Below are 14804 nucleotides of genomic sequence, written 5' to 3' on the forward strand. Positions count from 1 at the left end.
TGGATGACCACTTCGGGTCGCGCCGAGTGCAACTTTCTGCGCATTGCCATGGACGCCGACACTGCGTACGGCGCTATCCAGTAAGTCCCCTGAAGCAGAGGAAGAGGCGCTGTCATGCCAGAGAAGTCCGAAGAATTGGCTGGTCAGGACCTCGTCGCGGTAGTTGGTCTGGCTTGCCGTCTGCCGGGGGCACGGTCACCCGAGGAGTACTGGGAGCTGCTTGCGGCCGGTCGGGAGGCCGTCGCCGAGGTCCCCGTGGACCGCGCCGCACAGGTGGACGCGTCGATCGACAGAGCTGGATTGATCGACGGCGTCGCGGACTTCGACGCGGGCTTCTTCGGAGTGTCACCCCGTGAGGCCACCGCGATGGACCCGCGGCAGCGACTCATGCTGGAGCTGGCATGGGAAGCCCTCGAACGAGCGGGGATCGACCCGTCGGCGGTGCGCGGGCACCGGGCGGGTGTCTTCCTCGGGGCGATGGGGGACGACTACGCGGGACTGGTGCACGACCAGGGCCCGGGGGCGATCGACAGCTTCACCCTCTCCGCGCTGCAACGCGGAATCCTCGCCAACCGGATCTCGTTCTTCCTCGGGCTGTCCGGCCCGAGTCTGGTCGTGGACTCGGCACAGTCCTCGGCCCTGGTCGCCGTGTACCAGGCATCCGAGAGCGTGCGTCGAGGCGAGTCGGCGTGGGCGCTCGCCGGCGGCGTGAACCTCATTCTCGCACCGCAGTCGACGGCGATCGCGGGCGAGTTCGGTGCGTTGTCGCCCGATGGCCGGTGCTACACCTTCGACGCGCGCGCCAACGGCTACGCACGCGGCGAGGGCGGCGGCATGGTGGTGCTCATGCGGCTGGCGGACGCCGTCGCGTACGGCCTCGACGTGGCGTGTGTGATTCGCGGCGGTGCCGTGAACAACGACGGCGGTGGCGAGCAGCTGACCACGCCGAGCCGTTCCGGGCAGGAGGAGGTGCTGCGGGCGGCCCTCACCGCCGCGGGAACGGACGCCGCCGAGGTGAGTTACGTGGAACTGCACGGCACCGGTACGCCGGTGGGGGACCGGGTGGAGGCGGCGGCGCTGTCCTCGGTCTTCGCCCCCCGTGAGCGGCCGCTCGTGGTGGGGTCGGCGAAGACGAACATCGGGCATCTGGAGGGGGCGGCGGGGATCGCCGGCCTCATCAAGGCGACGCTGTCCGTCCGACACGCCCAACTGCCGGCGAGTCTGAACTTCGTCACTCCGCCGGACGACCTCCCGCTCGGTGAGATGGGCATCGAGGTGGCCACCGAGCTGCGCGCGTGGCCGGGCGACGGGCCCCGGGTCGCCGGCGTGTCGTCGTTCGGCATGGGCGGGACCAACTGCCACCTGGTGCTCGCGCAGGCCCCCGATCCGTCGCCGGTCGTGGGTGACCGTCCCGGGGCGGCGGGCCTCATCCCGTGGTTGGTGTCCGGCGGATCCCCGGAGGCGTTGCGCGCCCAGGCGGAGAGCCTGGACGGTTACGTCGCGGAACCGGACGCCCCGACGCCGCTCGACGTCGGGTTCTCGCTGGCGACCACCCGCGCCGCACTCACACACCGCGCCGTCGTGATCGGTGCCGATGCGGCCGAGCTGCGCGCCGGTCTGAACGCGCTGGCAACGAACAGGCCGGCGTCCGACGTCGTGTCCGGCGTGGTGGTGGAGGGCGGCACGGCGTTCATGTTCACCGGCCAGGGTGCCCAACGTGCCGGTATGGGCCATGAGTTGCACGCCGGGTTCCCGGTGTTCGCCGAGTCCTTCGACGCGGTGTGCGCGGAGCTGGATCCGTTGCTGGGCCTCGGGCTGCGGGAACTCGTCTGGTCCGGCGCTGATCTGCTGGGGCAGACCAGGTACACCCAGGCAGCGCTGTTCGCACTGGAGACGGCGCTGGCCCGGCTGGTGGAGTCGTACGGAGTCCGCCCGACGCACCTGATCGGTCATTCGATCGGTGAGATCACCGCCGCGCACGTCGCGGGCGTGCTGTCGCTGTCCGATGCCTGCACGCTCGTCGCGGCTCGCGGACGGTTGATGCAGGCGGTGCCGTCCGGCGGGGTGATGGTGGCCGTCAACGCCGGCGAGGACGACGTACGGGCGCTGCTGTCGGGACCGGGCGTGAGCATCGCCGCGGTCAACGGGTCCGGCTCGGTCGTGATCTCCGGCGACCCCGGCCCGGTGCTCGCGTTGGCGGAAGCCCTGCGTGCCGCTGGTGTGAAGACCCGGCGGCTGAGGGTCAGCCATGCGTTCCACTCGCACCATCTCGACGGGATCCTGGACGAGTTCGCCGACGCCATCCGGGCGCTGGACTTCCGTGCCCCGCTGATCCCGGTCATCTCGAACCTCACCGGGCGGATCGCCACCACCGAGGAGCTGACCGACCCGGCCTACTGGGCACGTCAGATCCGTGGCACCGTCCGATTCGCCGACGGCATCCGCACCCTGCACGGGGCGGGAGTCTCCCGATACCTCGAACTCGGCCCCGACCCGGTGCTCACCGGAATGGCTCGGGAGAGCCTCGCCGGGCCGACGTCGGTTGCGGTGTCCACCCTGCGCGTCGGCCAGCCGGAGGCCCGCACCCTGCTGAGGGCGCTCGGCCGGATGCACGCCGCGGGAGCAAGGGTGGACTGGAACACCCTGCTGGCCGGTGGCCGCAGGGTCGCGCTGCCCACCTATGCCTTCCAGCGTCGCCGCTACTGGATCGGCGAAGCGCGCGACAACTCACCCGTCGCCGCGCCGGCACATGCCCGGGACGGCCTGCTCGACCTCGTCCGCACCCATCTCGCGGCCATTCTCGGGTACGCCGCCGCCGACGTGGTACCGCAGGCCTCGTTCAAGAACCTCGGGCTGACCTCGCTCACCGCCGTCGAGCTGTGCGCCGGGCTCTCCGGGGAACTGGGTCTCGTCCTGCCCGGCTCGCTGATCTTCGACCACCCCACGCCGGACCGGCTCGCGGCGTATCTGGAGTCGGAGCTCACCGGGCGCCGGGACACGGGTGACGCGACGCCGCTGCGGCGTCCGGATGGCGACGCCGACGATCCGGTCGTGGTGGTCGGGATGGGGTGCCGGTATCCGGGTGGTGTGGGGTCGACGGCGGATTTGTGGGAGTTGGTGCTTTCGGGTCGGGACGCGATTTCGGGGTTGCCGCGTGACCGGGGCTGGGACCTGGACGAACTGTTCGACGCGGACCCGTCGGCCTCCGGGCGGACCTACGTGCGGCACGGCGGTTTTCTGGACGACGTCGCCGCTTTCGACGCCGGTTTCTTCGGGATCTCGCCGCGTGAGGCGTTGGCGATGGATCCGCAGCAGCGGTTGCTGCTGGAGACCGCCTGGGAGGCGCTGGAGGATGCGGGAATCGAGTCCGGCTCACTGCGGGGCAGCAGTACCGGTGTGTTCATCGGAGCCATGCCCGGCGATTACGGTCCGCCTCTCGACAATCCGTACGGCGGCGTGGACGGATATGTGCTGACTGGGACGACGGGGAGTGTGGTGTCGGGTCGGTTGGCTTATTTTCTGGGTTTGGAGGGGCCTGCGGTGACGGTGGATACGGCGTGTTCGTCGTCGTTGGTGGCGTTGCATCAGGGTGTTGTGGCGTTGCGTGGTGGTGATTGTGGTTTGGCGGTTGTTGGTGGGGTGACGGTGATGTCGTCGCCGGGGGTGTTGGTGGAGTTTTCGCGTCAGCGTGGGTTGTCGGTTGATGGGCGTTGTAAGGCGTTTGCGGAGTCGGCGGATGGTACGGGGTGGGGTGAGGGTGTTGGTGTGGTGGTGTTGGAGCGTTTGTCTGATGCGCGGGTGAATGGTCATCGGGTGTTGGCGGTGGTGCGGGGTTCGGCGGTGAATCAGGATGGTGCGTCGAATGGTTTGACGGCGCCGAACGGGCCGTCGCAGCAGCGGGTTATTCGGCAGGCGTTGGCGGGTGCTGGGCTTTCTGGTGCTGATGTTGATGTGGTTGAGGCGCATGGTACGGGTACGAGGTTGGGTGATCCGATCGAGGCGCAGGCGTTGTTGGAGACGTATGGGAGGGAGCATTCGGCGGATCGGCCTTTGTGGCTTGGTTCGTTGAAGTCGAATATTGGTCACACGATGGCGGCTGCGGGGATCGGTGGTGTGATCAAGATGGTGGAGGCGATGCGTCGGGGGGTGTTGCCGTCGACGTTGCATGTGGATGCGCCGACGTCTTTTGTTGATTGGGGTGCTGGTGGGGTCCGGTTGTTGACCGAGTCGCGGCCGTGGCCGGAGACGGGTCGGCCGCGTCGGGCGGGGGTGTCGTCGTTCGGGATCAGCGGCACGAACGCTCACGTCGTTCTGGAACAGGCCCCGGAAACAGAACCGACCCCGGAAACGGATCTGGTGCCGGGTTCGAATTCGGTGCCAGGTTCGGAAAAGGATCTGGCGTCGGGTTCGGGTCCGGTGGGGTGGGTGGTGTCGGCGCGGTCGTCGGAGGCGTTGCGGGCGTATGCGGGCCGGATCGGGGCGGCTGTCGAATCTGGTGGGTCCGGAGTTGAGGCGGACGGTGGGCGTTCGTTGTCGGTTGTTGATGTTGCGGGGACGTTGGCGGGTCGTAGTGTTTTCGAGCATCGTGCTGTGGTGGTGGCCTCGACTCGTGAGCGGTTGGTGGCGGGGTTGGGTGCGGTTGCCGGTGGGGGTGGTGGTGGGGGTGTGGTGACGGGGGTGGCTGGTTTCGGTAAGACGGTGTTGGTGTTTCCGGGGCAGGGGTCGCAGTGGGAGGCGATGGCGCGTGAGTTGTATGTGGGTGCGCCGGTGTTCCGGTCGCGGCTTGAGGAGTGCGCGGAGGCTCTTTCGGTTTATGTCGAGTGGGATCTGTTGGAGGTTCTGCTGACCGATGACGGAGCTGCGCTGTTGTCGCGGGTGGATGTGGTGCAGCCGGCGTTGTTCGCGGTGATGGTGTCGTTGGCTGCGTTGTGGCAGTCGTATGGTTTGCGGCCGGAAGCGGTGGTGGGTCATTCGCAGGGTGAGATCGCGGCGGCGTGTGTGATTGGTGCGTTGTCGTTGTCGGACGCGGCGCGGGTGGTGGCGTTGCGGAGCAGGGCTATTCGCGTGTTGGCGGGGCAGGGCGGGATGGTTTCGGTCGGGTTGCCGGTCGAGGAGGTGCGGCCGCGTCTGCGGCGGTGGGACGGTGATATCGGTGTTGCGGTGATCAATGGTCCCGGGTCGACGGTGGTTTCGGGTAGTGCGTCGGCTCTGGACGAGTTGCAGGCTGTCTTCGCGGCGGACGACGTGCGGACACGTCGGGTCCCGGTTGATTACGCGTCACATTCGTGGCATGTCGACCGGATCCGTGACGAGGTGCTGGAAATGCTCGCGCCGATTCGCCCGCAGGCGAGTGACGTCAGTTTCTATTCCACGGTCACCGGGCAGCGGATAGACACGGCCGGCCTTGATGCCCAGTATTGGTTCCGTAATCTTCGGAGCACTGTCGAGTTCGAGGCCACGACCCGGTCACTGCTGGCCGACGGTTACGGCTTCTTCGTGGAGTCGAGTGCCCATCCGGTTCTGCTTCCCGGGCTGCAGGAGACTTTCGACAGCGTCGGCGCCTCGGCGCGTGGTATCGCCACGCTGCGGCGTGACGAAGGTGATCTGGAGAGTTTCCTGTGTTCGGTCGGTGAGGCTTTCGTCGCGGGAGCGTTGCCGCGATGGAACCCACCGGACCAGGACACAAACCGGTTGGTGACGCTGCCCACCTATCCGTTCCAACGGACACGTTACTGGCTCACCGCCGACAACGGCCGGCGTGACGTCGGCGCGGTAGGACTGACGGCAGCGGGGCACCCGTTGCTGGGCGCGGTCACCGAAGGCGCCGCGAGCACGGTATTCACCGGCCGGATCTCACTGTCCACCTATCCGTGGCTGGCCGATCACCAGGTCGCCGACAGCATCGTGCTACCCGGAGCGGCGTTCGTGGAACTGGCGGTGCACGCCGCCGACCGGGTCGGCTGCGCGAGCATCCGCGAACTGACCGTGCAAACGCCACTGATCCTGCCCGAACACGGCGCGGTGCGACTACGCGTCGAAATCGAACACGACACCCCCGGCGAACAACGAGCAATCCGTATCGACGCACGCCCCGACACCGGCACCGACCTACCCTGGACCTGCCACGCCACCGGAACCCTCGACACCCAAGCACCAACACCCGACTGGGACCTCACCACCTGGCCACCCACCGGAGCACAACCCCTCGACATCTCCTACGACACCCTCGCCAACAACGGATACCACTACGGACCCACATTCCAAGGACTACACAAACTCTGGCACCACAACAACCACACCTACGCCGAAATCACCCTCCCCACCGACCCCGACAACTACAACATCCACCCCGCACTCCTCGACGCCACCCTCCACGCCGGACTGATGAGCCGGATCCTGCCGGAGAGCGATCTGATCCGGCTGCCGTACTCCTGGGAAGGAGTCACGCTGCACGCGGGTGGCGCCCGCACGCTGCGGGTGTCGATGACGACCCTGGGAGGCAACGCACTGGTGTTGCGCGCTGCGGACGGCACCGGCACGCCGGTGATCGAAGTCCGATCACTCGCCATGCTCCCGGCCGACCTCGGGCGCTCGGCGGTGAATCGGGAGTCTCTGCTGCGCCTGGAATGGACACCCGCGCCGTCGGCGAGCACAGCGCCGCCCGCCGCGGTCGTACAGCTCGGCCCCGATGTGTTCGGCTTGGGCGCGGCATCAGGACCCGGCATCGACCCGCACCGGATCACCGAGCTTTCCGAACTGCCCGGCGGCCCGGCCGACGTGCTCGTGTGCATCGACGGTCACGACGGGCCGGACGTGGCGCAGACCGCACGCGCAGTGTTGCACCGTGCGCTCAAGCTGATCCAGGAGTGGACGTCCGGCGACCGGTTCGCGGATGCCCGGCTGGTCGTGGTGACCCGACGTGCGGTGGCGACCGGGGACCGCGAGCCGGTACCCGATCTTGCTGCCGCCCCCCTCTGGGGGCTGCTGCGTTCCGCGCAGAACGAGAATCCGGGCAGGCTGGTCCTCGTCGATGTGGACGAGGACGAACGCTCACTCGTCGCGCTGCCGTCCGCGTTGGCCGGTGGTGCCACCCAGTTCGCGCTGCGCGCCGGACAGGTGCTCGTGCCGAGACTGCTCCGGGTGCGTTCCGTGGACCGGCCGGAGGCACCGCCTCGGTGGAGCACCACCGGCACCGTACTGATCACCGGTGGCACGGGAACGCTCGGTGGGTTGTTCGCCCGGCATCTGGCGACGAAGCACGCGGTGCGGAACCTGTTGCTGGTCTCCCGGCGCGGGCCGAACCACCCGGGCGCTGCGGACCTGGTCGCCGAGCTGTCCGCACTGGGCGTCGAGGTGACGGTCGCCGCATGCGACGTCTCCGACCGGGCCGCACTGGCTGCGCTCCTGGACGGGATTCCGCAGAGCCGGCCGCTCGCCGGCGTCGTACACACGGCGGGGACCCTGGATGACGGTCTGCTCTCCGGGATGACGCCGGAGCGGCTCGACGTGGTGCTGGCCCCGAAGCTCGACGCGGCGTGGAACCTGCACGACCTCACCCAGGATCTCGGGCTGTCGGCGTTCGTGCTGTTCTCCTCGATCATGAGCACGATCGGCAATGCGGGCCAGGGGAACTACGCCGCCGCCAACGGGTTCCTCGACGCGCTCGCCCAGTATCGCCACGGCACCGGGCTACCCGCGACCTCGCTCGCCTGGGGCTTCTGGGACGAACGCAGCGAGATGACCGGTGATCTGGATGCCGCCGACGTCGCCCGCCTGGCCCGCACCGGGCTGCGGCCACTGCCCACGAACGAGGGGGTCGCGCTGTTCGATGCGGCGATGACTTCCGGAGTGGCCACCGCCGTCCTGGCCGCGTTCGACCTGGATCAGCTACGTGCGCAGGCTGCCCGGGCGAGTCTGCCGGAGGTGCTGCGCGGGCTGGTCCGATCGCGGCGTACGGCGAGTGCGGTCACGACCGCCTCGACCCTCGCCGATCAGCTGGCCGGCCGGCCAGCTGAGGACGTCGACCGCGAACTGCTCGACCTGGTGCGGTCGCACGCGGCCACCGTGCTCGGTTATGCCGACGCCGGCTCGGTGCCGCCGGGTGTCGCGTTCCGGGAGATGGGTTTCGACTCGCTGTCCGCCCTGGAACTCCGCAAGCGGCTCAGCGAAGTGGCCGGGCTGCGGATGCCGGCCACCGTGGTGTTCGACCATCCGACGCCGTCCACCCTGGCCGCTTTCCTGCGCGGACAACTGCTGGGGGAGGGCGCACAGGACGGTGCCGGGGTGGTGGCGTCGCCCGCTGCGGCGACGGACGACGATCCGGTCGTGGTGGTCGGGATGGGGTGCCGGTATCCGGGTGGTGTGGGGTCGGCGGCGGGTTTGTGGGAGTTGGTGGTGTCGGGTCGGGACGCGGTTTCGGGGTTGCCGCGTGACCGGGGCTGGGACCTGGACGAACTCTTCGACGCGGACCCGGGAAGAACCGGCAAGAGCTACGTCGACAGGGGCTACTTCCTCGACGACGCGGGGGAGTTCGACGCCGGTTTCTTCGGGATCTCGCCGCGGGAGGCGTTGGCGATGCACCCGCAGCAGCGGTTGCTGCTGGAGACCGCCTGGGAGGCGCTGGAGGACGCCGGTATCGAGTCCGGTTCCCTGCGGGGCACCAGGACGGGCGTGTTCATCGGTGCGATGTTCCAGGACTACGGACCACCAATGCACGAGGGGTCGCCGGAGACCGACGGGCTGCTGCTGACTGGGACGACGGGGAGTGTGGTGTCGGGTCGGTTGGCTTATTTTCTGGGTTTGGAGGGGCCTGCGGTGACGGTGGATACGGCGTGTTCGTCGTCGTTGGTGGCGTTGCATCAGGGTGTTGTGGCGTTGCGTGGTGGTGATTGTGGTTTGGCGGTTGTTGGTGGGGTGACGGTGATGTCGTCGCCGGGGGTGTTGGTGGAGTTTTCGCGTCAGCGTGGGTTGTCGGTTGATGGGCGTTGTAAGGCGTTTGCGGAGTCGGCGGATGGTACGGGGTGGGGTGAGGGTGTTGGTGTGGTGGTGTTGGAGCGTTTGTCTGATGCGCGGGTGAATGGTCATCGGGTGTTGGCGGTGGTGCGGGGTTCGGCGGTGAATCAGGATGGTGCGTCGAATGGTTTGACGGCGCCGAACGGGCCGTCGCAGCAGCGGGTTATTCGGCAGGCGTTGGCGGGTGCTGGGCTTTCTGGTGCTGATGTTGATGTGGTTGAGGCGCATGGTACGGGTACGAGGTTGGGTGATCCGATCGAGGCGCAGGCGTTGTTGGAGACGTATGGGAGGGAGCATTCGGCGGATCGGCCTTTGTGGCTTGGTTCGTTGAAGTCGAATATTGGTCACACGATGGCGGCTGCGGGGATCGGTGGTGTGATCAAGATGGTGGAGGCGATGCGTCGGGGGGTGTTGCCGTCGACGTTGCATGTGGATGCGCCGACGTCTTTTGTTGATTGGGGTGCTGGTGGGGTCCGGTTGTTGACCGAGTCGCGGCCGTGGCCGGAGACGGGTCGGCCGCGTCGGGCGGGGGTGTCGTCGTTCGGGATCAGCGGCACGAACGCTCACGTCGTTCTGGAACAGGCCCCGGAAACAGAACCGACCCCGGAAACGGATCTGGTGCCGGGTTCGAATTCGGTGCCAGGTTCGGAAAAGGATCTGGCGTCGGGTTCGGGTCCGGTGGGGTGGGTGGTGTCGGCGCGGTCGTCGGAGGCGTTGCGGGCGTATGCGGGCCGGATCGGGGCGGCTGTCGAATCTGGTGGGTCCGGAGTTGAGGCGGACGGTGGGCGTTCGTTGTCGGTTGTTGATGTTGCGGGGACGTTGGCGGGTCGTAGTGTTTTCGAGCATCGTGCTGTGGTGGTGGCCTCGACTCGTGAGCGGTTGGTGGCGGGGTTGGGTGCGGTTGCCGGTGGGGGTGGTGGTGGGGGTGTGGTGACGGGGGTGGCTGGTTTCGGTAAGACGGTGTTGGTGTTTCCGGGGCAGGGGTCGCAGTGGGAGGCGATGGCGCGTGAGTTGTATGTGGGTGCGCCGGTGTTCCGGTCGCGGCTTGAGGAGTGCGCGGAGGCTCTTTCGGTTTATGTCGAGTGGGATCTGTTGGAGGTTCTGCTGACCGATGACGGAGCTGCGCTGTTGTCGCGGGTGGATGTGGTGCAGCCGGCGTTGTTCGCGGTGATGGTGTCGTTGGCTGCGTTGTGGCAGTCGTATGGTTTGCGGCCGGAAGCGGTGGTGGGTCATTCGCAGGGTGAGATCGCGGCGGCGTGTGTGATTGGTGCGTTGTCGTTGTCGGACGCGGCGCGGGTGGTGGCGTTGCGGAGCAGGGCTATTCGCGTGTTGGCGGGGCAGGGCGGGATGGTTTCGGTCGGGTTGCCGGTCGAGGAGGTGCGGCCGCGTCTGCGGCGGTGGGACGGTGATATCGGTGTTGCGGTGATCAATGGTCCCGGGTCGACGGTGGTTTCGGGTAGTGCGTCGGCTCTGGACGAGTTGCAGGCTGTCTTCGCGGCGGACGACGTGCGGACACGTCGGGTCCCGGTTGATTACGCGTCACATTCGTGGCATGTCGACCGGATCCGTGACGAGGTGCTGGAAATGCTCGCGCCGATTCGCCCGCAGGCGAGTGACGTCAGTTTCTATTCCACGGTCACCGGGCAGCGGATAGACACGGCCGGCCTTGATGCCCAGTATTGGTTCCGTAATCTTCGGAGCACTGTCGAGTTCGAGGCCACGACCCGGTCACTGCTGGCCGACGGTTACGGCTTCTTCGTGGAGTCGAGTGCCCATCCGGTTCTGCTTCCCGGGCTGCAGGAGACTTTCGACAGCGTCGGCGCCTCGGCGCGTGGTATCGCCACGCTGCGGCGTGACGAAGGTGATCTGGAGAGTTTCCTGTGTTCGGTCGGTGAGGCTTTCGTCGCGGGAGCGTTGCCGCGATGGAACCCACCGGACCAGGACACAAACCGGTTGGTGACGCTGCCCACCTATCCGTTCCAACGGACACGTTACTGGCTCACCGCCGACAACGGCCGGCGTGACGTCGGCGCGGTAGGACTGACGGCAGCGGGGCACCCGTTGCTGGGCGCGGTCACCGAAGGCGCCGCGAGCACGGTATTCACCGGCCGGATCTCACTGTCCACCTATCCGTGGCTGGCCGATCACCAGGTCGCCGACAGCATCGTGCTACCCGGAGCGGCGTTCGTGGAACTGGCGGTGCACGCCGCCGACCGGGTCGGCTGCGCGAGCATCCGCGAACTGACCGTGCAAACGCCACTGATCCTGCCCGAACACGGCGCGGTGCGACTACGCGTCGAAATCGAACACGACACCCCCGGCGAACAACGAGCAATCCGTATCGACGCACGCCCCGACACCGGCACCGACCTACCCTGGACCTGCCACGCCACCGGAACCCTCGACACCCAAGCACCAACACCCGACTGGGACCTCACCACCTGGCCACCCACCGGAGCACAACCCCTCGACATCTCCTACGACACCCTCGCCAACAACGGATACCACTACGGACCCACATTCCAAGGACTACACAAACTCTGGCACCACAACAACCACACCTACGCCGAAATCACCCTCCCCACCGACCCCGACAACTACAACATCCACCCCGCACTCCTCGACGCCACCCTCCACGCCACGAATACCGGGGGCCCACGGCTGGCGACTTCGTGGCGTGGGGTCACCGTGTACGCGTTCGGCGCGTCCGCGCTGCGGGTCCGGATCAGCGAGAGCCGTACCGGCGCGATGTCGATGATGCTGGCCGACACCTTGGGCGATCCGGTCGCCGAGTTCACGGTCGGCACGACTCCTGTCGATCCCGGGGAACTCCGGGCCGTCGGGGCGGCGCAGCTCGGCGCCTTGTACCGGGAGGTGTGGGTCGACCACGTCGCGAAGTCGTTGCCCCGGCGGTCGAGCTGGGCGGTCCTGGGCGCAGATCCGCTGGGTGCCGTGGCGGGTTTGACGGCTGCGGGCACACCCGTCGTTGCGTACCGGGACCTCGGCGAGCTGGTCGGTGGTAGCGGTGACGGTCCGGACTACCTGGTGCTCACCGTGCCGGCGGACGCCGAGGTCGCCGGCACCGCGTGCGACGTGGCGCACCAGCTCGGCGTTCTGTCGGAGACCGAAGCGCTCGCCGCGACCACTGTGGTGTTCCTGACCACCTCCGCGATGCCGGCGTTCGACCCGGCCGCCGCCGACCTCGCCGGCGCGGCGGTGTGGGGGCTGGTCCGCGCCGCGCAGGCCGATCAGCCCGGACGCTTCGTCCTCGCCGACCTGGACGGCACCGAATCGTCCTGGCGTGTACTGCCCAGAGCCGTGACGTTCGGCGAGCCACAGCTGGCGCTGCGCGAAGGTCGGGTCAGGGTGCCACGGCTGGTGCCGAGCGAGCCCACGGGTGATCTTGGACAACCGGCCGGAGCCGGGGGTACGACACTGATCACCGGCGGCGACACGCCCATGCGGGCCTGGCTTGCGCGGCACCTCGTCGCGGCGCACGGAGTGCGGCGCCTGGTGCTCACCGGCACCGGGGACCCGGAGCTGACCGCAGATCTCACCGCGCGGGGAGCCGAAGTCACCGTCGCGGGGTGCGATCCGGGGGATCGCCGGGCGTGGCGGGAGCTGATCCACCGGCTGCCCGAGGAACATCCGCTGCGTACGGTCGTCTACGTACCGCAGGCGCTGCCGGGCGACGGGACGTCCTCGTCGGCTCCGGACGCGGTGGGCGAGGCGCTGCGTACGACGGTCGCCACCGCGGAGATCCTCGACGCGGAGTCCGGCGACGCCGACCTCATCCTGTGCTCGTCGCTCGCCGGGACGGTCGGCCGTCCCGGCACCACCGCCTCGGCCGCGTCGGCGGCCGCACTGGACGCGCTCGCCCGGCGGCGTCGGGCGCGTGACGCCTCGGGCCTGTCGCTGGTCTGGGGTCCGTGGTCGCTGGGCGACACGTCGTCCCGTACCGGCGCCGGGGGGATGGGTGTGCTGGGCCTGCGGGACGCCGCCGCTCTGTTCGACGCCGCCCGGGGCGGGAGTGAGGCCGTGCTGGTGCTCGCCAGACTGGACCTGGCCGAGCTGGACAGGCGGGCCAAGGCCGGGGAAGTGCTGCCGCCGGCGTTCAGATCGCTGGTCCGGAGCACGGGTAAACGGCCGGCGGGTGGCGGCGTCGTCTCGACGACATCGCTGCGAAAGCGACTCGCGTCGATGGCGGAGGTCGACCGGGGAAAGACACTGCTCGGCCTGATCTCCGCGCAGATCTCGGCCGTGCTCGGTCTCGAACCGGGCGACGCGGTGCCACCGCATCTGATGTTCCGCGAGCTCGGATTCGACTCGCTGTCCATCCTGGCCCTGCGGAACCGCCTGAACTCGACGACCGGTGTACGGCTCGACAACTCGTCGGTGTCGCACCAGTCGACACCGGACGACGTGGTCCAGCACCTCAGGCAAGCGTTGCTCGAGAACTGACGCGGCAGAGGGAGACGATGATGCACCCACCGTCCGTATCGTCCGAACGCGTCGTCAGCCCGACGGGGCGTGGCTATCTTCAGCTTGAATCGCATCCGGCTGGCTGTATCCGCAGCGTGGCGCTGATGCGTGCGCAAGTTGCGGCCCCCGAGCTGCCACCCGTACGGCGGCCCACGGCGCTGGTCATCGGATCGAGCGCGGGCTACGGCCTGGCGAGCACGATAACCGGGCTGGTGCGGTACGGCATCGACGGCGTGGGTATCGGCTTCGAGCGGCCGGCCGGGCAGCGCAGCGCGACTGCCGGGTGGTACCGCACCGTCGCCACCGCCGCGATCGCCCGCGAACTCGGGTCGGACTTCGTGTTCCGCAACGCCGATGCCTTCGCCGACGTCACGAAGGCCGAGACGCTGGATCTGCTGGGCGACCGGTTCGGCGGTGTGGACTACCTGATCTACAGCGTGGCCGCGCCCCGGCGCACCGATCCGAGGACCGGCGTCACCCATCACTCGGCACTCAAGCCGCTCGGCGCACCGCACACCACCCGGAACCTGGAGTTCGCCGACGACGGCACCGCGTCGTTGCGCGAGGTCACCGTCGAGCCGGCGAACGAGGCCGAGAAGGCCGCAACGGTGAGGGTCATGGGGGGTGAGGACTGGTCCCGCTGGGTCACCGCACTGGCGGAGCGCGGGCTGCTGCGTGACGGATTCCGTACGGTCGCCCTCAGCTACATCGGCTCGCCGCTGACCTCGGCGATCTATCGCGCCGGCACGATCGGAGCGGCCAAGGCCGATCTGGAGTCCACCGCGGTCGCCTTGACCGAGCAGCTGGCCGGTCGCGGCGGTCGCGCCCTGACCTCGGTGAACGGAGCAGTGATCAGTCAGGCGTTGACCGCCATCCCGGGCATCCCCCTCTATGTCTGCCTGCTCCGCGGCGTCCTCGGCGACCGCTTTCCGTCGCCCGTGGAGCAGTCGCTCCAGTTGTGGGAACAACTGACCGCCGACCGCCCCGACGTGGACGAACACGGCCGCATCCGCCTCGATCGCTGGGAGCTGTCCGCACCGGTCCAGGCCGCCGTGGCCGACCGCTGGCGGTCGATCACTCCTGAGACGATGACCGAGCTGGCCGACATCCCGTGGTTCCGTGCCCAGTTCCGAGGGCTGTACGGCTTCGACGTCCCCGGCGTCGACTACGCCGCCCCGGTCGAGACCGACCTGCCGTGGCCGGACCCGTCGGCGCGTTGACCGTGCACCGGACTCCATCACGGACGGTGGGATCGAATCCCGGGTCCCGTTCCGGTGCCGTCGACGGTGGCTCGAACGAGCCTCGGCCTC

The 14804-nt window shown here is 68.5% G+C and carries 2 protein-coding genes; both read left to right on the forward strand.

All coding sequences use genetic code 11. The features are described 5' to 3' along the window. The first annotated feature begins 114 nt into the window (after window positions 1-114). Window positions 115-13473, forward strand: a complete 13359-nt coding sequence (locus H1A17_RS06235) for a type I polyketide synthase (protein WP_194821348.1) — start codon at window positions 115-117, stop codon at window positions 13471-13473. Window positions 13474-13493: 20 nt separating this feature from the next. After that, window positions 13494-14714, forward strand: a complete 1221-nt coding sequence (fabV, locus tag H1A17_RS06240) for an enoyl-[acyl-carrier-protein] reductase FabV (RefSeq protein ID WP_194821349.1) — start codon at window positions 13494-13496, stop codon at window positions 14712-14714. The last annotated feature ends 90 nt before the right edge of the window (window positions 14715-14804 follow it).

Origin of the sequence: Micromonospora sp. S-DT3-3-22 (genome assembly GCF_015354745.1) — a bacterium.
Classification (GTDB): domain Bacteria; phylum Actinomycetota; class Actinomycetes; order Mycobacteriales; family Micromonosporaceae; genus Micromonospora; species Micromonospora wenchangensis.